Annotated in this window: 22 protein-coding genes; 6 read left to right on the forward strand and 16 right to left on the reverse strand. The window is 59.8% G+C overall.

Annotation, left to right across the window (positions count from 1 at the left end):
* The first annotated feature begins 101 nt into the window (after positions 1-101).
* On the forward strand, positions 102-764 hold the full coding sequence (locus tag K6T12_RS01775; protein WP_255611475.1) for a TatD family nuclease-associated radical SAM protein: 663 nt from the start codon (positions 102-104) through the stop codon (positions 762-764).
* Positions 765-1,339: 575 nt separating this feature from the next.
* Complete coding sequence (gene purU, locus K6T12_RS01780; protein WP_222218868.1) at positions 1,340-2,200, forward strand: formyltetrahydrofolate deformylase; 861 nt, start codon at positions 1,340-1,342, stop codon at positions 2,198-2,200.
* A gap of 46 nt (positions 2,201-2,246) precedes the next feature.
* On the opposite strand, the gene nhaD is transcribed toward purU, so the two are convergent.
* From nhaD to K6T12_RS01810, 6 genes are all read right to left on the reverse strand, one after another.
* Positions 2,247-3,491 carry a sodium:proton antiporter NhaD gene (gene nhaD / locus K6T12_RS01785; protein ID WP_222218870.1) on the reverse strand — a complete coding sequence of 415 codons (1,245 nt, stop codon included), beginning with the start codon at positions 3,489-3,491 and terminating at the stop codon, positions 2,247-2,249.
* Between the two features lie 263 nt (positions 3,492-3,754).
* Positions 3,755-5,701: an alkaline phosphatase D family protein gene (locus K6T12_RS01790; protein ID WP_222218872.1), complete on the reverse strand. Its 1,947-nt coding sequence runs from the start codon at positions 5,699-5,701 to the stop codon at positions 3,755-3,757.
* 69 nt (positions 5,702-5,770) lie between these two features.
* On the reverse strand, positions 5,771-6,352 hold the full coding sequence (locus K6T12_RS01795; RefSeq protein WP_222218874.1) for a heme-binding beta-barrel domain-containing protein: 582 nt from the start codon (positions 6,350-6,352) through the stop codon (positions 5,771-5,773).
* An 817-nt stretch (positions 6,353-7,169) separates the two neighbouring features.
* Positions 7,170-7,358 (reverse strand): hypothetical protein, encoded by a 189-nt coding sequence (locus K6T12_RS01800; protein WP_222218876.1) that lies wholly within the window; start codon positions 7,356-7,358, stop codon positions 7,170-7,172.
* Positions 7,359-7,490: 132 nt separating this feature from the next.
* Positions 7,491-8,048, reverse strand: coding sequence for a magnesium transporter (locus K6T12_RS01805; protein WP_222218878.1), 558 nt, complete (start codon positions 8,046-8,048; stop codon positions 7,491-7,493).
* Between the two features lie 144 nt (positions 8,049-8,192).
* A complete protein-coding gene (locus K6T12_RS01810) occupies positions 8,193-8,765 on the reverse strand; it encodes a TetR/AcrR family transcriptional regulator (protein WP_222218880.1) in 573 nt (190 codons plus the stop codon).
* A 123-nt stretch (positions 8,766-8,888) separates the two neighbouring features.
* Here K6T12_RS01810 and K6T12_RS01815 point away from each other — a divergent pair, with 123 nt between their 5' ends.
* Both K6T12_RS01815 and K6T12_RS01820 read left to right on the forward strand, forming a co-directional pair.
* A complete protein-coding gene (locus K6T12_RS01815) occupies positions 8,889-9,371 on the forward strand; it encodes an HPP family protein (RefSeq protein ID WP_255611476.1) in 483 nt (160 codons plus the stop codon).
* 87 nt (positions 9,372-9,458) lie between these two features.
* Positions 9,459-9,848, forward strand: a complete 390-nt coding sequence (locus K6T12_RS01820) for a VOC family protein (protein WP_222218882.1) — start codon at positions 9,459-9,461, stop codon at positions 9,846-9,848.
* A 16-nt stretch (positions 9,849-9,864) separates the two neighbouring features.
* Here the strand turns inward: K6T12_RS01820 and K6T12_RS01825 are convergent, their stop codons facing one another.
* The 7 genes from K6T12_RS01825 to K6T12_RS01855 form a co-directional block, all read right to left on the reverse strand.
* Positions 9,865-10,602: an SDR family oxidoreductase gene (locus K6T12_RS01825; RefSeq protein WP_222218884.1), complete on the reverse strand. Its 738-nt coding sequence runs from the start codon at positions 10,600-10,602 to the stop codon at positions 9,865-9,867.
* A gap of 38 nt (positions 10,603-10,640) precedes the next feature.
* Positions 10,641-11,276: a Crp/Fnr family transcriptional regulator gene (locus tag K6T12_RS01830; RefSeq protein ID WP_222218886.1), complete on the reverse strand. Its 636-nt coding sequence runs from the start codon at positions 11,274-11,276 to the stop codon at positions 10,641-10,643.
* Between the two features lie 16 nt (positions 11,277-11,292).
* Entirely contained in the window at positions 11,293-11,919 is a 627-nt protein-coding gene (locus K6T12_RS01835; protein WP_255611477.1) for a LysE family translocator, read from the reverse strand.
* 28 nt (positions 11,920-11,947) lie between these two features.
* The gene (locus tag K6T12_RS01840) at positions 11,948-12,643 is read right to left on the reverse strand and encodes a class I SAM-dependent methyltransferase (RefSeq protein ID WP_222218888.1); all 696 of its coding nucleotides are present in this window, start codon (positions 12,641-12,643) and stop codon (positions 11,948-11,950) included.
* Positions 12,644-12,733: 90 nt separating this feature from the next.
* Positions 12,734-13,810, reverse strand: a complete 1,077-nt coding sequence (locus tag K6T12_RS01845; RefSeq protein ID WP_222218890.1) for an META domain-containing protein — start codon at positions 13,808-13,810, stop codon at positions 12,734-12,736.
* Positions 13,811-13,904: 94 nt separating this feature from the next.
* Positions 13,905-15,218, reverse strand: coding sequence for a sigma-54-dependent Fis family transcriptional regulator (locus K6T12_RS01850; RefSeq protein ID WP_222218892.1), 1,314 nt, complete (start codon positions 15,216-15,218; stop codon positions 13,905-13,907).
* 292 nt (positions 15,219-15,510) lie between these two features.
* A complete protein-coding gene (locus tag K6T12_RS01855; RefSeq protein WP_222218894.1) occupies positions 15,511-15,801 on the reverse strand; it encodes a YciI family protein in 291 nt (96 codons plus the stop codon).
* 510 nt (positions 15,802-16,311) lie between these two features.
* On the opposite strand from K6T12_RS01855, the gene K6T12_RS01860 reads away from it, so the two are divergent.
* Positions 16,312-16,956, forward strand: coding sequence for a hypothetical protein (locus K6T12_RS01860; protein WP_222218896.1), 645 nt, complete (start codon positions 16,312-16,314; stop codon positions 16,954-16,956).
* Between the two features lie 232 nt (positions 16,957-17,188).
* On the opposite strand, the gene K6T12_RS01865 is transcribed toward K6T12_RS01860, so the two are convergent.
* Entirely contained in the window at positions 17,189-18,046 is an 858-nt protein-coding gene (locus K6T12_RS01865; RefSeq protein ID WP_222218898.1) for a PhzF family phenazine biosynthesis protein, read from the reverse strand.
* A 177-nt stretch (positions 18,047-18,223) separates the two neighbouring features.
* On the opposite strand from K6T12_RS01865, the gene K6T12_RS01870 reads away from it, so the two are divergent.
* Positions 18,224-19,138: a LysR substrate-binding domain-containing protein gene (locus K6T12_RS01870; RefSeq protein WP_222218900.1), complete on the forward strand. Its 915-nt coding sequence runs from the start codon at positions 18,224-18,226 to the stop codon at positions 19,136-19,138.
* A gap of 329 nt (positions 19,139-19,467) precedes the next feature.
* Here K6T12_RS01870 and K6T12_RS01875 read toward each other — a convergent pair whose 3' ends face one another.
* Complete coding sequence (locus K6T12_RS01875; protein WP_222218902.1) at positions 19,468-20,319, reverse strand: GNAT family N-acetyltransferase; 852 nt, start codon at positions 20,317-20,319, stop codon at positions 19,468-19,470.
* Positions 20,320-20,332: 13 nt separating this feature from the next.
* The gene (locus K6T12_RS01880) at positions 20,333-20,860 is read right to left on the reverse strand and encodes a GNAT family N-acetyltransferase (RefSeq protein ID WP_222218904.1); all 528 of its coding nucleotides are present in this window, start codon (positions 20,858-20,860) and stop codon (positions 20,333-20,335) included.
* Positions 20,861-21,076: the final 216 nt, after the last annotated feature.

The raw sequence follows: 21,076 nt of genomic DNA on the forward strand, positions 1-21,076 counted from the left end.
GTCCCGGTGGCCGAATGAAACCCCGTTGACGGTGGTCAAACCTCCGTACAACGGGGCCTGCTAGAGTCGGCGCTTTGGTAATCAGTCCGCAAGGCGCCTCGATGTCCGCTCCCACTCCGATCCAAGCCAGTCGCCCCAACCCGAGCCGTCGCATCGCCAACGGCCAGCCGGATTCGCTGGTCTACCAGATCGACAACCGGCTGTACGTAAACCTGACCGACCGCTGCACCCTGGCCTGCCAGTTCTGCCCCAAGCACAACGGTTGCACCGAGGTGAAGGGGCATGAGCTGTACCTTAACCAACGACCGGAGGTGGCGCAGATTCTCGCACTGATCGGCGATCCGACCCGTTTCGACGAGATCGTTTTCTGCGGCTACGGCGAACCGACCCTGCGCCTGCAGGCGCTGCTGCAGATCGCCCAGGCGATCAAAGCGGCTGGCGGTCGCACCCGCATCAATACCGACGGGCTGGGCAGCCTGGTGCACAAGCGGGATATCGTGCCGGAGCTGGCCGGCTGTATCGATGCGCTGTCGATCTCGCTGAATGCCCAGGATGAAGCCACCTATGTCCGCCACTGCCAGCCAAGCCTGCCGGGCAGCCATACCGCCGTGCTGGCCTTCATCGCCCGGGCGGCAGAGCTGATTCCGGAAGTCCACGTCAGCGCCATCGACGGATTGGATGGGGTCGATATCGACGCCTGCCGACGTCTGACGGAACAGCGTGGCGCCAGCTTCCGCCGCCGGGTTTTGGATGCGGTCGGCTAGATGCGGTCGGCTAGACGTGGTCGGCTGAGACGCGGTCGGCTAGGCCAAACCGGCCTCGCCCGCTCTATAAGCTAAGGAACCTGCGAATGAGTCCCTTATGTTCTCTGCGGGCTCTAGAACGGCCAGATGCGCGAAAGGTAGCGAAGCGGAATGACGCGTCCTTTCCAAGCTGCCTGACAAAGCAGATGGCCGTTATAGAGCCCGCCCTCCGGGGCTTTCGGTGGTTCGGCACCCGGGCGATCAGAGCTCTGCGTTAACGATTTACGTCCGGCCGGTGCGCCGGGGACAACCAGTACGCCTGTAATCGTTGCCTTTATGCCCTTGCGTGTGGGTATTGATCTCTGACCGCTCCGAAAGCCAGAGGCCCAAGGGACTTGTTCGCAGGTTCCTAAGCCTGTTCCGCCCTCCCACCCAGCACCTACACTGAGAAAAGCGGCCTACTGCCATAATGCCGTTTGGTTCAGGTTATACCCATTTACGCCTGGTAGAGCGTGGCGGTTATGGAGCCCTGCCCTTCACGTAACCATGGAAGACAAGCGGCACAGTAGCGCTACGCAGACAGCACAGGGGGTTTTATGAATAACGACTGCTGGATCCTGACCGCCCAATGCCCCAGCCGGCTGGGCACCGTCGATGCGGTAACCGACATGCTGTTTCACGGTGGCCATTACATTACCGATCTACACTCATTCGACGACCGGCTCAGCAACCGGTTCTTTATCCGCGCCGAGTTTCGCCCCTCCGAGCCACTGGACGAAGCCGACTTCCGGGCCCGGTTTGCGGAGCGGGCCGGCAAATTCGAGATGGAATGGGAGCTGACCACCGCCAGCCACCGGCCGAAAGTGCTGATCATGGTGTCGAAGTTCGACCACTGCCTGAACGATCTGCTGTACCGCTACCGTACCGGCCAGTTGCAGATCGAGATTCCGGCGATCATCTCCAACCACCCGGACCTGAGGCCGCTGGCCGAGTGGCACAAGATCCCCTACCACCACCTGCCGATCACGCCGGAAAGCAAGGCCGAACAGGAAGCGAAGGTATGGCAGCTGATCCAGGATTGCGGTGCCGAACTGGTGGTGCTGGCGCGCTACATGCAGGTGCTGTCGCCACAGATGTGCGACCGTCTGACCGGCTGGGCGATCAACATCCACCACTCGCTGCTGCCCGGCTTCAAGGGCGCCCGCCCCTACCACCAGGCCTATCAGAAAGGGGTCAAACTGGTCGGCGCCACCGCCCACTACGTCAACAACGATCTGGACGAAGGGCCGATCATCGCCCAGGGGGTCGAAGTGGTCGATCACGCCCACTATCCGGAGGACCTGGCCTCCAAGGGCCAGGATATCGAGTGCGGCACCCTGGCCCGGGCGGTACGCTACCACGTCGAGCGGCGGGTATTCCTGAACGGCACCCGCACGGTGGTTTTCGACGCCGGTTGAGGCCGAAGCCGCTCAGCCTGGCTGAGCGGCATTTCGGGCAATCAGATCAAACCAACGTGTTACCGATCAACCAGACACCGGCGTAGCCGACGCTGTAGGCCAGCAGCAGCAGGTGCAGGAAGCGCATATAGCTGATGAAGCTGAGCTGGGCGATTTTGCTCATCGCGATCACCCCGGCCGCCGAACCGACGATCAACAACGAGCCGCCGACGCCGGTAGCGTAGGTCAGGCAGAGCCAGTCCGCCTTGCTCATCTCAACGCCGGATTTCAGGATCGCCGCGGTCAGCGGCACGTTGTCGACCATCGCCGACAGCAGGCCGACCAGGTAGTTGGCCGCCCAAACCGGCAGCTCATGATAGAGCAGCGGCAGCGAATCCAGCACCCGCAGCTCCTTCAGCATCCCCACCAGCAGCAACACGCCGAGGAAGAACAGCAGGGTGTCGAACTCGATCTCGCGGATGAATTCCAGGATGTTCTTACGCTCCGCCTTCTTGCGGTGCAGAAACTGGTAGCTGAGGAACATCACCGACAGGCCAAACAGGAAGGTCAGGACCGGCGGTACCCGGAAATAAACACTGAGCAGCAGCGTATTGCCGATGGTCAATACGAACAGCAGCGCCAGCAGCTTATCGCTGCCGGAGATCGGTCGGCGGAACTTGGGCAGTTCCAGCTCGCCACTGCTACCGCGAACCAGGCAGGCCAACAGCACGAACACCCCCGCCAATGCCGCAGGGATCAACAGGAACAGATCGGTGATGCCTACCTTACCGGCCAGGAAGATCATCAGCGTGGTGACGTCACCGGTGATCAGCGCAACACCGCCGGAGTTGACTGCGAACACCAGCAGCGCGGCAAACTTCAATAGCTGTTTATCGGACAGCTGCAGCGATGACAGCAACGACAGCATGATCAGCGAGGCGGTGATGTTGTCCGCCAGCGAACTGAACAACAGCGCCAGCAACGCCATCAGCACCATCAAACGACGCTGACTCAGCTGGCCCGGCAACAGCCGGTAAACCACCTGGGTGATCAGGCCCTGCTGGTTCAGATAGGCGACGAAAGTCATTGCCGCCATCAGGAACAACCAGAGTGTGGCGATGTCGAGCAGGTTCTCATTCAGGCTGTGCTGAATAGCCGCCGCATCGACGCCCTGCTCGGGAAAGATGAACGCCAGAATCCAGACCAACGTACCGAGGAACAGGCTGGTCTTGGCCTTGTTTACGTGCACGATATCCTCGATCACGATCAGCAGAAACGCCAACGCGATCAGGCACAGCAGCAGTGTGTGCATAATGTTCGCTAACCATTTTTTTGTTATTGGGGGGTGTGCAGCCGGCACCGGTCCATCCGCAGGGATGCCTCGCCATGATCATGGCAAGCACCCGGCCCACTTGGATGGTCTGGTGGTCACGAGCCGCTGCAGCGGGACGATTATACGCCTGTTTTCCGCACTGCAGCAGCCGCTATTGGCAGGAGTATTATTACACTCTCGAACTAGCCGATACTTTCACCCAATGGCCCAATTTTTCTGAAAAAGGGTTGCTTTACAGCAGGCTAAGCCAGCTCGGTTTCCTTTGTTTCAGCACGCTGGCGACTGACGAACTCGGTCTGCCGACCATCCGCCTGCAGTACCGACACCTCGACCGGCCGCCCCTGCCGATCCAGCTGCAACAGACCTATGCCGTTGCCGTTGAGCAATCGCGCCTCGCCATTGCCAACCGGCCGGCGCGCCTTGATGCGCATCTGGCGCCGCTTGGTAAACCAGTTCAATGGCGAGCGACTGCTATAAAGTGCGCTATTGATGCGGTCGAACCAACGCAACAACCGACGGGGAAACTCGTTCTTCAGGCCACTGCAGGTGATCTGCCAGATTGCCGGGCTGTTCTTGCGCCGGCGCAGGCGGATGTCGTAGGCAAAGGAGTAATGCACGTCGCCGGACAGGATTACGAAATGCTGTGGCGTTTTCGGGTGGCTGAAGATATTCAGGATCACGTTGGCGGAGCCGGGATGTGCCATCCAGTTTTCGGCGTCCACCAGCAGCGCATGGCCGAAGTAGGTAAACATCCGCTGCACCGTCTCGATCAGCTTGACGCCGAAGATCGGCGCCGGCGACACCAGCAGCACCGCCGGCTCGCCGATCAGTTCCTGTTGCAGTTCCGACAGCGCCTCCCAGTCCATCAGGCCGGACGGCTTGGCGGCGCTGCTCTCCGACCACCAACGGCGGGTACGGGTATCCAGCACCACCATCTTCGGTTGGCTCGGCACGCTGTAGCCCCAGCCATCGAATTCCAGCAGAACATCGATCAGCTGGTCCTGCGGCGCTTTCTCCGGCCGCTGGAAATAGCGCTGCAGCTGGCTGATAAAGGTGGCGTCGAACCGCTCCGGATCGTTGCCCCAGCCCTGGCACAGCCAATAGCCTATCAGCGCATTGCCGATGATTCGGCGCGAGAATGGATGGTTGTAGGCGGTCTCCTCCCAGCCGCGGGTCAGGTTCCAGTCGTCGGTGATATCGTGGTCGTCAAAGATCATGTAGACCGGCAGCTGCGCCATTAACCGCTGCACCTGCGGCAGCCCCTCGGCGAAGCGCTTGATCTCCCGCTGCTCGTTCAGGAAGCGCTGGCGGTTGTCGTCCGGCACCCGCTCCAGCGCCGTATCGATCCGTTGCCAGAGCACCGGCGACCAGACCAGCAGGTACATGGCGATCACCTCGGCCAGGGTGATCAGATGGTTATGGGCGGAGTCGCTGGTGAAGATCGGCTTGCGCACCCCTGCGAAGAAGCGGTCCTCCAGCGTGGCGCTGGCCTTGTCGTGGGGCAGCAGCTCTTCGCGCCGGTAGTAGCAGTGCTCGCTGGCCTGCAATGCTGCGCTATCCGCTACCAGCGCACCGTCCAGCTGCTCCGGCCAAAGCCCCAGCAGCTCGATGGTCCGGTGGATTGCCACCAACATCGGCCCGGCGACATCGTCGGCGTAGATCTGGTCGCCCGACATCATCAGCAGTGCCGGCCGCGTCTCCTCGCCGGCCTGCGCCAGGGCCAGTTGGCGGTCCGCCTGCAGCAGTGCGTCCTCGCCCGGATAGTGGGGTTTGCGGCAGGAGCCGTGCAACAGCCGATCGAGCCGGCTTTTCAGCATCAGGCTGGGCCGCTGCTGGCCATCGTAGAGCAGCCAGGGCTGCAGATCGGCCAGCCCCCGCTCCCCCTCGGCGGTGTCGAGCCGCAGGTCGTACTCGAACAGACAACCTGCATCCAATGGCTGGTCGAACGGCAGCCGGATCAGGTGGATATAAGCCCGCTCGCCGACCGCGATCAGCTCGGTATTGGCCGGCTCCAGCGGCGTACTCTGGAACGGTTCCGCGTCGCCGGGCCGGTACAGCTCGGCACGGATCGTCAACGGCCGCGAACCGACCAGCCAGAGCGCCAGTTGCTGCTGGCTCAGGCGGCGGACGATGGGGCCGGCGAGGATATCGGGTAGTGTGGCGGTGGAACTATCGGCGGACTGGGGCACGGCAGGGTCCTGTATCGATCAACATGCCCTGCCACCATACCGAAAGCCGCCGCCATTCGGCAATCGGCATCAACTGGCACGGATCAGCCGGGCCCGGTCGACATGCTCGTAGATCTGGTCACGGTAATCGAGCACGCTGAGCTCCTCGTAGCGCAGCACGTTACCGCTGAGGTCCAAGAGCGAGGAAAATCGAACCATCGGCACTTCGTCTTCGAGAAACGGCGAGTGCAGGATACCGAAGGTGGTGGAGCCCTTCTCGGCGGTCACCTCGATCCGCTTGGCATCGGCTGCCACTTCGCCGCCGGCCATCACCGCCACACCGTTCGGTACCACGAACTGGCGCACCACCAGCTGCTGCAAGGGCATCCACAACCAGTAGCCGGTTTCCTGATAGAGCGGGCTCAGGTCGTCTTCCCGACTGAGCCGGCTCCAGTACTGCAGACCGTAAACCTTCTGCGGCCCGTTCTGCACCGAGGGAATCGCACTGAACGTCAGCTCCTCCCGGTAAGGTGTTTCCAGGGTACCGTCGGGCGTCGGCGCCAAGTCCAGGCCACTGCCGATCCAGGTGCCCACCAATGCCGACAACGGCCCCAGGTCCACATCCACTTCCGGATGGTGCTCCACTGCCAGCAACTTAATGGTTTTGGCCATAATGCATACTCCTTTCACAATCGACCGCTTGAACAGACCGCGCCGCATCCCGGTGATCACCGTGCGACACATAGACTACAAGATAGACGTGTCAGTCCCGGTTCAGCCAATCGGGTTGTTTCGGCGGCAAGAGTCGCTCGCGGAGCGAACTGCTACAGAATGTAGGTCCGGCCGGGTAGGTCCGGCCGGCCAAACGCCGCCAGGCGTTTTCAACCGCCGGTGGCGGTGGCGCCCCGGGGACGCCCTACTGGCTCCTGCCGTAGCAGCCCGCTCCGAGGGCGACATCCACGGACTACGGCAAACTTGTCGCGGTCTGAGCCCGCTGCTACATGAGGAAGCCGCAAGCGGCACGCAGCCGGTCGAACCGGATAGCCCGGCACGGTGCCGGTTGATTCGGAGTGTCCCGCTACTATTGGGGAGGGCAGGTTTCCTGATGATCCGTAGATACCAGGCCACAACAGCCTTTTATAGCCCTTGTGGCTGGCGCTCCTGCTGGTTCTTCACCATGCCAATGTAGGGCCGGACCTAGCCGGGTAGGCCCGGCCGGGTAGGTCTGGCCGGGTAGGTCTGGCCGGGTAGGTCTGGCCGGGTAGGTCTGGCCGGCCGAACGCCGACAGGCGTTTTCAACCGCCGGTGACGGTGGCACCCCGGGTGGCGCCCTACAGGCCCTGCCGTAGCAGCCCGCTCCGAGGGCGACATCCACGGACTACGGCCACCTTGTCGCGGTCAGAGCCCGCTGCTGCGAAGAAATTACCGGGGGTAAAAATGAAAAACGCCGCAAATGCGGCGTTTTCGGGATGTCGGTGAGTGGAATTACTCAGTGCAGGTTATCGTACTTCTTACAGATGGCAGCCAACTTCGGTTGGATCTCCAGCGGCGCATAGGCCATTGCCTGTTCGAATAACTCCCGGTTTGCTTCGGACAGACGTTCCTCTTCGCTCATGGCGGAGAGTTTCTGCATCGCTTCGATGAACTTCGGGTGGGTCGTGGTGCTGTTCTGAGTCATGGCTGGGCCCTCCGAACTGTTGGCGCGAGGGCAGACCGACAGGCCTGCCCGTTAAGATAACGCCATTCTAGCAGCGCCCCCGGCAGAACAACAGTCCGCAAGGATGCTGCGGCACAACCTTTGCTAAGCCTTCTAGATAGAGCGGCGGAACTGGTGCCAGCGGTGTAGCCAGGCCACCAGCCAATGTGGTGCCGCCTCACCGGTACCAACCGCTTTCAGCAGCGGATGACGTTCTACCACCCGTTCGACCACCTCTTCCTGTTCCGGCTCCACGTCGACGAAGAAGATATGCTTGCCGGATTTCAATAACCGCTTGAAGCGGCGGAAGTGGGCATTGCGGCGCTGGACGCCCAGAAAACCACCCTCCCAGGTACTGAAGCCCAGAATAATCACCGCCAGGAAGATAAAGGGTATCCAGCCGGCGGCAGTCTCAGTCCAGCCCAGCAGGTAAGCGCCGCCCAATACCAGCATCGACAGCGCCACGCCGATAACGGCGCCGATCTCACCGGAATGCACCGCATCGTTCTTCATAAAGGATGTAACTTCGTGCAGGTGTTTATGATGGTCGACCTCGGCATCCCGCTCGCTGAGCAGGTGGATCTGTTCGGAATTGATGCCACTGGACTCCAGTTCCTGTTCCACGATTTCGACATCGTCGAGGTTATCGGTGACGTAGTAGTGCCGGTTCATGACACACCTCCAATCGCTTGCGGTCTGTCCCTCCTGTCCTGCACCGTAACCGCGCAGCTGCTCACAACGGCGGACTACGGCATGTTCCACTTTTGACCTCTGTTTAGCATAGCACCGCCTGGGCAAATACAGCGGCCACGCCGATTACAGATAGGACTGCAGCAGTTGTCGTGCCAGCTGCTTGCCGCGCTGTGCCGCGCCCAGATCATTCTGCACATGGGCCTGCACCGTGGCTCCCTCCTTCAGCAGACATATCGATTCACTCAGCGCCAGACGTTGCCGGTCGTCGATGGCCAGCGGTTGCAACCGGTCTGCGATCAGTTGGACGACGCGAAGCTTGTGACTCTGGCACTGACGATGAACCGGGTGCTCGGGGTCGCCGTACTCGCCGCAGACATTGATAAAGAAACAGCCACGGAAGTCGGTCAGCGCATCGACCCGATCGTTGAACCAGTCATCCAGCGCATCGAACAGTGCCTCGACCACCTCGATGCCGTTCCGGGCTGCAGCCAACCGGGAAGCCAGCCAGTCGTAGTAGCGCTCGTCCCGGTAGGCGACCACCGCGGCCAGCAACTCCTCCTTGCTGGAGAAGTGGTGATAGAGGGTTTTCTTGGCGATACCCGATGCCTGGAGTATCTGGTTGATCCCCACTGCCGCGACGCCATGCGCGTAAAACAGCGCAAAAGCGGTCTCGACCAATTGCTGTCGTTTGTCCATCGAGACTCCTCAAAGTGCCTTTCCACGCCATGTTGACAGCAGTAGACCGACCTGTCTACCATACAGACCAAGGTAGACAGATCGGTCTACCTCTATTCAACATTTTTCACTGGGAGCCGTTTTATGATCAATAGCCTTCTGCAACAGGCCCGCAGCCCGGCATTTATCGCCGGTCTTGGCGCCATGCTCTGCATCACCGTCCTGGCCAGCCTGGAGCAACTCAACAGCGCCAGCCTGTGGCTGATGGCCCCGTTCGGCGCCACCATGGTGATCCTGTTCGGCCTGCCGGACAGTCCGCTGGCCCAACCGAAAAACATCATCGCCGGTCATATCCTGACCACGCTGATCGGCTTGAGCGTATTGCAGCTGTTCGGCGTGCAGCCCTGGTCGCTGGGTTTGGCGGTCGGCCTGGCGGTGGCCTTGATGCTGGCGACCGGCACCACCCATCCGCCGGCCGGCGCCAACCCGCTATTGGTAATGCTGACCGGCCAGGGCTGGAGTTTCCTGATCACGCCGGTGGCGATCGGAGCGGTGCTGATCGTGCTGTTCGGACTGATCTATCACCGGGTAATCTGCCGTCGTCGCTACCCCACCCGCTGGCTGTGAGATGCTTTCTAAAGTTGACAGTTCACAGCACGGAGTAAACAGTCAGGCCGACGTGAAAGAAAATTTGCAGAGATAAGGAGCAACAGCATGGAGATCGCCAGAAGCGGCATTATTCTGAATACCGAACACTATGACCAATGCGTGGAGTTCTACCAGACGGTATTCGGCCTGGAGGTCCTGTTCCAAAAGACAGAGGGCGACTTCCGGCTGACCTGCTGCGCCTTCGGCGGCAGCTACCTGATGATCGAGACCGGCGGCCAGGCCAAGCGCGGCGGCAAGTCGATCGCCGAAGGCGCCTGCAAGCTACGTTTCAATGTGGCCGATATCGAGCTGGCACTGGCGCGGCTGAAGGCGCTGGGCATCGACGCCGAGATCGTCCGCAACGACTGGGGCTCGACCATCAACCTGCACGACCCGGACGGCAACCGGATCGGCATTCGCGACGAAGCCGGCTTTATCGAGCAGATGGCCGGCTGAATCGCCCTGCTGCAATTTACCCGTTGACCAGCCGCATCCCCCGCTGCGGTGCCAGCAGCGCCAGCCAGCGGGCCAGCCTGGACTTTCCCGGTCTGATCTGATGGCAGCCGGCACGGATCCCTTGCAACGTCAGCCGGGCCGCTTGTTCGGCGCTGATCGCCGGTACGCTGTCCGGCAACTGTCCCAGGTGAAACTGGGTGTCCACCAGAGGCATCAACACCTCGTAAACCTCGACCGATGTCTCTTGCAATCGCCAGCGCAGGCTTTCGCTGTAGGAATGCAATGCCGCCTTGGCGGCGCAGTAGAACGCCTGCTCGGCCTTCGGCAGGTAGACCAGGCCGGTGGTGATATTGACGATGGCAGCCCGTGGCCGGGCCCGCAGCTGCGGCAGCAACGCGTTACATAAGGCCGCCGGCGCGATGAAGTTCAGCGCCAGGTCCCGTGCCATGGCGCTGTCGTTGTCGTCCCCCTCCAGCAGATCGACCGGCTGTTTACCTCCGGCGTTATTGATCAACAGATCCAACTGCGGATAGCTCGCCAGCAGCCGGGCGACCAGCGCGTTGCGCTGGCGCTCGTCGGTCAGGTCGCACTGCTCGATCAGCAGACCGGGCAATGCCGCCTTGGCACGCTGGAGCTTATCGTCATTGCGACCGCAGATGATCACCCGGTTGTCGGGCAGCAACGCCCGGGCCAGCTCAAGGCCGATCCCTTCACTGCCGCCGGTAATCAAGATGGTGTTGCCAATCAGTTTCATCGTCGGGCCTCCCGGTTGGTGAAGGCCCGAGTATCCGCTCAGCGTGCGCCGGCTTCATTAACCCGGGTTAATCCCATTCGGCGACGGATCCGGGACAGGGCCACTTCGGTGATGCCCAGGTAGGAGGCGATATGATAGTTGGGAATCTGCCCGGCCAGTTGACCGAACTCCGCCAGGAACTTCTGGTAGCGCTGCTCCGCCGACAGCAACAGGAAGTCGGCTTCGCGGCGCTCCTTCTTGATCACCAGCAGCTCCAGCATACGCCGATAGAGCCGGTTCCAATCGGCCTGGCTGTCCGCCAGCATCAGAAAATCCGTATAACGCAGCGACAGGCATTCGGCCGGCGCCAGGGCCTGGATATGGAACGGTGCCGGCTCACCGGTAACCAGCGACAATACACTGCTGGCGACCTGACCGGGACCGCAGAACGACTTATTGAACTCCCGCCCGTCGCGGTTGAGGTAGTAATAGCGGGCCAGCCCCGAGGTCAGGAACAGCAGTTGATCGACCGGTCGACCGGCGCTCAGCAGGTGTTCGTCAGCTTCAAATCGGCAACGGGAAAACAGGGGTTCCGCCGCCTGCCAGGCTGAACCCGACAACGGCACCACCGCAGCCAGTGCCTGGTGCAGGAATTCAAGTTGCGCCTGCAAGCTAACGTCAGATCTTCCGTTCATGAACCGCCCTCCTCGCTCAGCGCTGTTTCATCAAGGCCACCGCCAGCCCTGATGATACAAAGGTGGCGCCGGCACCGATATTCAAGCCGGCAACCAACTTCGGTTTAGCCTGCAACCAGGCCGACAGCCGGGCCGAGAAAACACCCATCAGGGCGAAGCCGGCCGCCGTCAGCAGCGCAAACCAGCCACCGTAAACCAGCATCTGCGTGGTCACCGAGCCCAGTTCCGGATTGACGAACTGGGGTACGAACGCCAGCACGAACAGGCCCGGTTTCGGATTCAATGCCGCCGACAGGAAACCGGTGGCAAAGATCCGGCCCAACGGCTGCCGCTTGACCGGATCGAGGCTGATCAGGCTGCGCGAGCGCAACACCCGGATACCCAGCCAGATCAGGTAGCCGGCGCCCAGCAGCTGCACCGCATAGAAGGCCAGCGCCGAGGTCTGCAGCAGCAGGGTCAGGCCGAAAGTGGCAGCAAATACATGGAACAGGATTCCGCTACCGGAAGCCAGACCGGAGACCAGCGCCGCCAATCGCCCCTGGCTGATACCACGGCCGATCGCCAGCAGGTTGTCCGGCCCGGGCGAGATCACCAGCAGCAAACAGGCGACGCTATAGGCCAGCCAGATTTCAAGTGGAAACATCGATACGCCTCCTGCGTGTTATCGGTCTTCAGCTTGCACCGCCGGCAACCGGTTCGGCGATAAAGATCACCGAGGCCGGCTTGCCGCTGGCGGGATGGACAGGTTCCTGCAATGTGCGCAGCCGGTAGCCGCAGTCGGCCAGCAACTGCAGCCAGCTGGCCAGGGTACGGAAATACCAGGGCGCGGGGTCGGTAAAGTTGCCGTCGATGCCGGCCCAGCTTCCCGAACGCCAGCCGTCCCGGTAGGGCTCGTCGCCGCAGCTCGTCAGTGGGTGCAGGGTCTGGATGATCAGCATACCGCCGGGCGCCAGTAACCTGGCAACGGCACGCAACAGTTCGGCCACCGCGGCATTGCCGAACAGCGAGAAATTGCAGACCACCGTATCCACAGTCTCCGCCAGCTCCCCGGCGATAATCTGTTCATACGACAGCAGCCGATAATCGCCATCGCCGGCCAGGCGCGCCTGGTCGATCAACGCCGGCACGGCATCGATGCCGATTACCGAGATCCCCTGCCCGGCCAGCCGGCGGCAGAGCCAGCCCTCGCCGCAGCCCAGATCGATCAATCGGTTGGGCGCCACACTCAGTACCGCCTCGACAATCGCCCGGTCGGTACAGAGGCGGCGACTTTCGATCCGCTGGGCCCGAACCGCCTCGACCCAGGGATCAGCATTGCGTTGCCAGCTCTGGCGAATCTGTTGCTCTGCGCTCTTATCGTCAAACATTGATCTGCTAATTCCATTCCATTGGGATTGAGGCCGACGACAGTGGCGTGCCCTACTCTGCTAGAGACACTATCGCCAGCCCATCGAAAACTAAAAATAGATCGCCTGAAAGCGCATCAGCAGCGCCCCCTCAGCATCGTACAATTCCAGGTGCTGGCCGACCACCCGCCAATTACGTACCTTCGCCAGCACATCCATATATATCTGCTCGGTATCCATCCCCTGCGGGCAGACCATCCGGGTGCTGGCGGCCAGGGCGAAGCTGATCTCTTTACCTTCAACCCGATAGCTGCCGATCAGCCGGTTGCAGCCACCAGAACCGGCCAAGCGCCGGTCTTCAGGCCGCAGGATCAGGCTGGGCTCGCGTTGCTGACCATATACGGCTACCGGTTTTGCCATTAGCCGGGTTAGCTTCCAGTAGGTGTTCTCCAGCTGCTCGGTCGCGAAGCGGCTGCCGCAACTCTCGCCCGGCCAGACGCCCCGGTGCTGCTCGACCACCAGCGTCGGCAGCAGCCGGTCGCCCTCCATTGCCGGGCGCATCTCCAGCCGGCCATCCAGCTCGACCAGCAATGGCTCGCCCGGTTGGCGACGCTGTGCCAGGTAGTCGCGCTCCAGTGTCGCATTGTCCGCCAACAGGGCCACCGGCCAGCGCTGGCGACTCAGGCATTCGGTGAAAATCGCGGCGTCGGCCAGGTACTGGTACATGCCGCGCATCTTCAGGCGCGGCTCGATCCGTTCGAAATGGGCCGTACGCTCAAGGCTGTAGTTCAGCTCGGAACCGATCGGTTGTCCATCGCGATCCAGCAGCCGCAGGCTGTCCGCGTCAACGACTGCAAAGCGGACCGGTTCAGCTGCTTCACTGCGCAGTACCAGCTGGCGCCCATCGGCACCCAGCGCCCAGCCACCGAGTTCGTAGAAGGTGCTGTCTGGCTCTCGGTCCAGATAGTGGCGGCTCAGGAAATAGGAGTGATCGGCAAACAGGTTGAGCCGGTAGCGGATGCCCGGACAATCGGCACAGGGCAGCTCGCCGGTGAAGCTTGCCGGCAGTTGTGCGAACTCCGCCGGCGCTTTGACCTCACCAGACTCATAAACTGTTCCGGCACAGCCGGGCAACAGCAACATCAACAGCGCACCGACCAGCGCGCCCGGTATTTTTGTCAGGTTCATCAAAAGGATCCCATCGGAGGCAGGCAACTACATGGCTAGAGGAAGACCGCCGTGCCTTGTATTCGTTCCCACGCCAGGGCACAAGACCGATCACTTACTCGGAGCCGGACAGTATCAGCAGCGTACCGACCCGATGCCGACCGAGCATGATCGGTTGCTGCTGCAGGGCATTCAGCCAGTTCGGCGTATCAGCTGCGGTCGCCGGGGCCGCCAGATCCAGTTCGGGCAATCTCGTCTGCGGGGTCAGCTCTAGATCGGCGCCGATCATCTGCAACGCCCGATGGGCCAACGCATTGGCTTTGACCAGCCGTCCGCGCCGGTCGAACGCCAGAAGTCCCGGGCCCCGCCAGTTGCGAAACCGGTCGCGGGTGGCCTCGATCACCTGTTCCCGGCAGCGGAAATAGAGTTCCTGCAGGTTGGCTTCGATCATCCGGGCGGCGGTCATCGCGAAGTCCAGTGCATGGCGCTGATAGCTGTCGGTCAGGCCGGACAGGTCCAGTACCCCGAGAACCCGGCCATCGTGCGGATCCCGGATCAGGTCGGCTGAACAGGTCCAGTGCTTGATACCGGCACAAAAATGTTCGGCGCCATACAGCTGTACCGGCTCCGCTGCAGTCAGTGCGGTGCCGATCGCATTGGTACCGATCGAAGCTTCACCCCAATGCGCCCCTTCGATCAGGTTGACCTTATGGCCGGTGCCACAGGCCGGCGGGTCGCCGGCAATATCGAGGATCAAACCCTCGGTGTCGGCCAGCAAAACCAGGCTGTCGGATTCGAACAACAAACTGCCGGCACGCTCCAATACCGGTTTAGCGGCGGTGCGCAAATCCGACTGAGAAGCACGCCTCAGCTCCAACTGTTCCTGGGCGAGTACAGGTGCCTGTTGCAGCTCCGGATCGACCTTCGATGACTGGCAGCGATACCAGGAATCCTCGACCACCGGGCGAATCAACTCACGGGGATAGGTTTGTTCCAGCAGGAACTGCTCCCAGGTCGACAGCAGCCGATCATGCATCTCGGGATTACTGAGCAGGTGAGAACGGTCACGCATCCGCTCGGTCGCCTGAGCCGCCTGCTGGCGGGTAAAGAACTGGCCATGCCGCAGGAACCCCGCCACCACACCGGGCTTGACCGCCGTTACCCGGCCATCTTCCTGGCGGGCCACCACCAGATCTTCCGGCAGGCCGTCCAGCAGATGCATCGGTGCCTGCAGGCCATTGGCAAAGCGGGAGGGATACACGCCACCGGTATCCATATCGTAGAACGCCGGCAGAAAGCCCAGTGAACGGTTGCCCTCACTGGCACCGCCACTGCCGATGAACAGTGCATTCTGCTGCAACAGGGCAGCCGGTGTCAGTTCACCTGCAGTGGCTTGGGCCGAAATGATTGGGGCGGGCCTGGTTGCCATCGGTCGCTCCCGGCCACAGGGCCTGTCAGCGCCGGCCGGCGCTTAAAGCGGTCAAGACTAGCCGCCACAGCCAGCGGTAGAAATCGATCCGATTCCGTTAATCCAAGGGGGGAAATGAACCCTCGTCCACCTTGGCCACGGGCTTGGCGACCGTGCCTATAAAGTATAGCGGCGCTCAGGCTGCGACAGCCCCGGCCAGAATGAGAGAGGTGGGATAACCGGGGCCAAGCTGGTCGGCCAGGGCCCCGACTCGCAGAGCACCGGTCGACCGATGCGCCGGCGCTTTAGCGGGTTAGCCGTCTTTCAGCTGCGCCAGCTCCGGGGCACTCATCGATGGCAGCCACTCGACGATCTGGTACTCGGCGATCCCTTCGCGGCTGAACGGGTCTTGCCGGACGATCTGCTCAATCGCCTGCCGGTTGTCGGCGCGAGCCAGAATCACCCCACCGCTGCGAGGCTCCTTGCGACCGGACAGCAGGAAATGCCCGGAAGCATAATAACGCTCGAGAAACTCGCGGTGCTCGCCGACGAAGCGATCCACCTCGGACAGCGGTTTAACGTAGTTCAGCAGCAGTAGAAACATTCGATAAATCCTTAGCTAAAGTTCTTTATTCCATCTGTCGGTCTGAGCCCTCACGCGCCCGACCCACTTCATTGGTGTTACAAATGACAGCTGCCCTGCATGGCCGGTTAGAAGCCTACGACCAATTATCCTGCTCGGGATGGTTATGAAATCCCGCTCAATAGGGGCGCAGACGACATATTCCTGCCCATCCATCTGAACTTCAAGTTCTTGGGCGAGGAACCGCTGGAAACCTTCTTCTGGTTCGACGTGATGAAGATCCCACAGATCGAACTGGACTGCATACGGTTTGAAGCCCATATCCAACGCAACTTAGCCCCGGCTGAGATTAGATAACGCCGGAAGATTCATGCAGGGATCAACGCCGCTCCGCCGGAGCAACGGTTACAAATGTAGTGTGGCTGTAATTCAGCTCCAACCCTTTTGCCCGACTGAAGGGCGGTTAGTTGGCATGCATAGTGCTTAAATCTGATCCAAAAGTCTGGTGCATTAAAAGAACGGAGGCATGCCATGATAATTCAGTCCACTTCTGCCCGTTACTTCACCGCCGAATCTTTGCGTGCATCATCATCCCGGCAAAATCCTGCCGCAACGACGACAAATTTTGCCGAAAACATCCACATGTCCCGGCCAGCGCAAGAGATCGCCACCTTGGCCTCTTCCATCGCTGTAAGCGACGACAAGTCGGTCGAAGAAAAGCTTGCCGCGATCAAGGCTAAAGATGCAGTTAGTAGAACGCAGGAAGATCAGGATTATCTGTTCGCCAACGACAAGAAACTTGCAGAAATAACTTCCAAGAGTAAATCCTCCGATCAGCTCACTGCGGAGGAGCTCGATTACATGCAAAAGGCTGGCGGCTTCGTAAATACCATGGCAAATCTGAGCCCGAAGGAAAAAGCACTTTATAACAAGGCGGTCGCCAGTGGCGACACCGAGGCCGCCGCCGGCATCAGCCAGATCGCGCTCATTCGCATGATGGGACACATGGCGGGTGGCGCCAATGGTGAGACATACGACCCGCTCCGCAAAGAGATCACAGCGGCCAACATCGAGAAATACTTCTGCCACAGCATCGTCGATCCAACTGGCAAGGCCCAGTCCCAATTCCAATTCCAAGCCTTGATTCAATACTTAGAAAACACTCCGGATGTTTGACGCACTGCCGCTGTGACAGGCTTCCTACCCCCTCGTGCCACCGGAGCCAAGCGCAAAGCCGTGTGAGCCGGTAAATTCAGCCGTTGGGGCTGTTGGCCAAATCTGGCAGCCGTTGGTGCAAGACCCCTCTATTAGACATCGTACAGACACCTTTCCCCTGAGCGCCAGGTGGCGGGGGCACCGTACGAACGCACGAAACCGGCCGAGCAAGGCATTGGCATTGGCATTGGCTTTACTGTTCCATCACTTTGCCCTTGCCGCCGACCCATAGCCGATTGATCTGGCTGCCCTGAGTTTCCAGACGGATTTCGATCAAGCTGGGGGAGGCAGGTGTCATCAAGCGTCCCTGTTCAATCAGATAGCAATCATCTGTCCGTTTCATCACCTGATGCAGATAGATAGCAGCGCAGCCGGCGCCCATGCCGGTGGCGGGCTCTTCATCGATGCCGTAGAAAGGGGCGAACATGCGGGCACTGGCAGTACGCCCGGTTACCTCGGTATCCGGTGCAATCAAGTAGAAACCGATCAATCCCAACTGCTCACTGATACGGCTGATCCGTTCGAAATCCGGCTGCACGTCTCTCAGGGTGTTGGCGTCGGGCAGCGCGATCACGATGAAAGCGACCCCATTATCGATGCGTGCCGGTGGCGCGATGCAGGTAATTTTTTCAATCGGAAGCTGAACGGCGTCCGCCACCTGCCGGGTTTGCTCTGCGGTCAACGGTTCAACCTGTTGCGGGATCTGCTCCAGATACGCTTTGCCATCCTGGACTTGAAGGCGGCGCAGGCCGTCCACCGTCTCTTTTGTATGCTCACCCTCGCCGAGTTGTCCCTGATTGGCCAATACGGAAACGGCGGCTACGGTGGCGTGACCGCAATGGGCAATGCGCTTGGTCGGTGTAAAGAAGTCCAGTTTGATGTCGGCAACCTCAGACGCGGATACAAACGCCGTCTCCGGAAAACCGGCCTCCGCCGCGATGGCCTGCATCTCGGTTTCGCTCATTTGATCGGCATTCAACACCACACCGGCGGGATTGCCACCGCAATCCTGATCGACGAAAGCACTGAAGACGGCAACCTGATGTTTCATAGCGTGTTTCATAAAGAGCCCATAATCATTAATTTCATTTGCAAAATATAGTGCGCTGTTCACACGGAACGAGCCGGTTAATGCGCTTTGTGTATTGCGCTATGGTTCGATTATGGTGACCCTACAGGTTCTTGACGAACGATATACTTATTAGCTCAGCTTAATAATTGAGTACTCATGGACAAGCGTATACTGGTAGACCTGCTGCTTCTGGATGCCGTCGCCCGACAGGGCAGCTTCACCGCAGCCGCAGAGGAGATGGGGGTGACGCAGAGCGCCGTCAGCCAAACCATGAAACGGCTGGAACAGGAGCTGGGTTACCCGTTGCTGGAACGGACCACCCGGCGGATGCACTTGACGCCTCAGGGCGAGATTATGCTGAAGGGAATCCGCAACGCCGTCGCTGAAGTTCAGTCGGCGCTGGACCGTATTGACAGCGAACGGGAGCAAGGCGTATTGCAGGTGGAAACCTTCTCTACGTTCGCCATGTACTGGCTGTTGCCCAGGCTGCCGGATTTTCATGCTCAAAATCCTGACATCCGGGTTTACCTGAATACCGAGGAGCAATTACGGCCACCGGGAGCGGGCAGCGCCGATGTGATTCTGCGCTTTGCGTCCTCGCCGCCCAGCGGCTTTGCCAGTGAACTGCTGGGGCAGGAGCAGGTTTTTCCCGTCTGCAGCCCGTTGCTGCTGCAAAGGTTTCCCGGCCTGGATGAGACGGAACTGCTCACAGCGGCAACCCTGCTGGCGACAAGGACCGACGGAGAGCAAAGCTGTATGAAAGACTGGCGGCAGTGGTCTGAAAGCACGGGCATCGAAGTGGGTACGGATGTGCTGTATTTCAGTCGCACCGACCTGGTGTTGCAGGCGGCGCTGGCTGGCCAGGGTATCGCCCTGGGGCGCACCTATATCACCCAGGATGCGCTGGCCAATGGCAGTTTGGTGGCACTGAACACGCCGCCTCTGTCGGCGCCCTTCCGCTATTACTTCGCGACCCCTTATGATCGAGCGAACTGGCCGAAAGTCGCACGTTTTCGTGACTGGCTGAGGCAGCAACTGGCCCCGATCTCGGCAGGCGACCACGTTGAATAGAAAGCGCTGCCCATATGCCAGCGGGCCAAAAAGCTGGATGAATACAGCCGCTTTTCGAGCAGGTATGGAGACAACCGCCCGGCACCTCGGCGATCCGCGCCAATATCGCGCGGGGAGAACTCATATCATCCCGCCGGCTACCGCTTTCGTAGCGGCAATCGGGGATTAGCTGCCATGCGCCTCGGTCGCAACAGCAGGCTCGACTTTACTGGGGCAGGCCAGATGGTCTGGCTAGCATCGTAGCGGGTTAGGGATTAGATAATCATGATTAGAGCACCCGCGGCCGTGCAACCGTTGAGTGCGTTCCATTACCAACGGCCAAACCTCGATCAACCGACTTCAAAGGAGGTTACGCCAAAAACGCGATCCAACGGTATGTCAGGAAAAGCCCCCGTATACATTCGGGCGGTTTCAAATGAGCATCTCATCTCATATTTCTCTGCCAAGGACACCGCAGCCGTATTGACCTCTGGCGTATCGAGAAAGATCGCATCGGATGACGTTGCTTTAGCTTTCAAGGCCCGAAAAAGGGACTCGGCCAGCTTCGGGTTGTCCGCAAAGAGCGGGCCGATCTTGTAGCCATTACGGCATTTTCGTATCACGCCGTAGCCTGCCAATTTCCCATGCTCCATGATCCCCAGGGAGTGACATTCCGGTTGATTGATCCAACAACGGGTGAACGACGATCTGGTTGCTGGGAAAAACGGCTGATCATATGCATCAACGGTTTCAAACGGCAAAATAGACAGCTTCACAATGCCCATGTCTTCTGGGGAAACTCCCCCACCAACCCCTTCATAGCGGATGTTTCGATAGGCCAGTCTAAAGCCGGACTTCTTATAATTGTCCTGCTGGGCCACAATTCCATCCAGACCGATGTTTTGACCTTCCAGATATCTAAGGCCCGCATTCCAGATTTGAATGCCGTACCCCTGACCTCGGTATTCAGGTTTAACGATGTAGAATCCGAGGAAGCCGAAATACTCGTCGTATTTAATCACCGAAATCGTGGCGATCGGTTCATCACCAAGGCAACCGACCAGGAATCCATTTGGATCGGCTGCCATATAACAGTCGGCATCCTTAAGGCCCGGATTCCAACCTTCTGTTGCCGCCCACTCAACCGCGATATCAACCTCGTCACGGCTCATCACTCTGATGGAATAGTTTTTATCTTGCATCAAAAACTCCTTATCAAACTGACAACTTTGCGGTATAAACGTTTAGATTTTGCAATACACCATTGATAATTCGATAATCAGGTATCATACCCGTACATTCACCACCTGCACGTAGAGCCACAGATATACTTGCCCGGTTTTTCTCAAGACACCTGAACTCTATGCGGCGTATAGAGTGCTGCAATTTCAAGTGCTGCGAGATACCTGACACTGATTGAGAAACTATACCATTCCCATGATAGGCGGAGTGAAGCCAGTATCCGATCTCTGCCGTCGCTTCATCCTGGTGGATGATTTTTACGCCGAATACGCCTACAGTGCTGGAAAGAAACTTGATCTTGTACCAGCTTGCCCCTGCGAGACCACTATTAACTCTACTTTTTATGTATTCCCGTGTGGTTTCAACATCCACCACTGAATCAACCCAGTAAAGATATTCACCAAGACTGGATCGATCACTATCAATCAGTGGGAAAAGCTCTTCTGCATCTGATATAGCCAGCGGTTCCAGACTAATACTTTCCGAGATATTGACACGCATGAAAACTATTTCCTTAATAAGAGAACTTGGCTGGCATTATGTATTCCCTGCTTGCCGTTTGAGTATCGCCCCGGCTAGCAGAAGCCTGGATCGATAGCACTTCGACGAGAGTAACCTGAATAAACGGGTGAAGAAAGCCGCCCATGATCAACGAATCCGTAAAGCGGTTAGTTGCCATACCCCGGCGCATTCGTGCGCCACTGCCCCCTGACGCTC

It is taken from the genome of Marinobacterium arenosum (assembly GCF_019795155.1).
In the GTDB taxonomy this organism is placed as follows: domain Bacteria; phylum Pseudomonadota; class Gammaproteobacteria; order Pseudomonadales; family Balneatricaceae; genus Marinobacterium_C; species Marinobacterium_C arenosum.

Coding starts and splice junctions, on each gene's coding strand:
- K6T12_RS01830 (WP_222218886.1), bottom strand. CDS start 11,276: ATGAACGGAAGATCTGACGTTAGCTTGCAGGCGCAACTTGAATTCCTG.
- K6T12_RS01840 (WP_222218888.1), bottom strand. CDS start 12,643: ATGTTTGACGATAAGAGCGCAGAGCAACAGATTCGCCAGAGCTGGCAA.
- nhaD (WP_222218870.1), bottom strand. CDS start 3,491: ATGCACACACTGCTGCTGTGCCTGATCGCGTTGGCGTTTCTGCTGATC.
- purU (WP_222218868.1), top strand. CDS start 1,340: ATGAATAACGACTGCTGGATCCTGACCGCCCAATGCCCCAGCCGGCTG.
- K6T12_RS01875 (WP_222218902.1), bottom strand. CDS start 20,319: ATGCAAGATAAAAACTATTCCATCAGAGTGATGAGCCGTGACGAGGTT.
- K6T12_RS01845 (WP_222218890.1), bottom strand. CDS start 13,810: ATGAACCTGACAAAAATACCGGGCGCGCTGGTCGGTGCGCTGTTGATG.
- K6T12_RS01775 (WP_255611475.1), top strand. CDS start 102: ATGTCCGCTCCCACTCCGATCCAAGCCAGTCGCCCCAACCCGAGCCGT.
- K6T12_RS01810 (WP_222218880.1), bottom strand. CDS start 8,765: ATGGACAAACGACAGCAATTGGTCGAGACCGCTTTTGCGCTGTTTTAC.
- K6T12_RS01860 (WP_222218896.1), top strand. CDS start 16,312: ATGATAATTCAGTCCACTTCTGCCCGTTACTTCACCGCCGAATCTTTG.
- K6T12_RS01855 (WP_222218894.1), bottom strand. CDS start 15,801: ATGTTTCTACTGCTGCTGAACTACGTTAAACCGCTGTCCGAGGTGGAT.
- K6T12_RS01800 (WP_222218876.1), bottom strand. CDS start 7,358: ATGACTCAGAACAGCACCACGACCCACCCGAAGTTCATCGAAGCGATG.
- K6T12_RS01880 (WP_222218904.1), bottom strand. CDS start 20,860: ATGCGTGTCAATATCTCGGAAAGTATTAGTCTGGAACCGCTGGCTATA.
- K6T12_RS01815 (WP_255611476.1), top strand. CDS start 8,889: ATGATCAATAGCCTTCTGCAACAGGCCCGCAGCCCGGCATTTATCGCC.
- K6T12_RS01850 (WP_222218892.1), bottom strand. CDS start 15,218: ATGGCAACCAGGCCCGCCCCAATCATTTCGGCCCAAGCCACTGCAGGT.
- K6T12_RS01795 (WP_222218874.1), bottom strand. CDS start 6,352: ATGGCCAAAACCATTAAGTTGCTGGCAGTGGAGCACCATCCGGAAGTG.
- K6T12_RS01825 (WP_222218884.1), bottom strand. CDS start 10,602: ATGAAACTGATTGGCAACACCATCTTGATTACCGGCGGCAGTGAAGGG.
- K6T12_RS01820 (WP_222218882.1), top strand. CDS start 9,459: ATGGAGATCGCCAGAAGCGGCATTATTCTGAATACCGAACACTATGAC.
- K6T12_RS01865 (WP_222218898.1), bottom strand. CDS start 18,046: ATGAAACATCAGGTTGCCGTCTTCAGTGCTTTCGTCGATCAGGATTGC.
- K6T12_RS01835 (WP_255611477.1), bottom strand. CDS start 11,919: ATGTTTCCACTTGAAATCTGGCTGGCCTATAGCGTCGCCTGTTTGCTG.
- K6T12_RS01870 (WP_222218900.1), top strand. CDS start 18,224: ATGGACAAGCGTATACTGGTAGACCTGCTGCTTCTGGATGCCGTCGCC.
- K6T12_RS01805 (WP_222218878.1), bottom strand. CDS start 8,048: ATGAACCGGCACTACTACGTCACCGATAACCTCGACGATGTCGAAATC.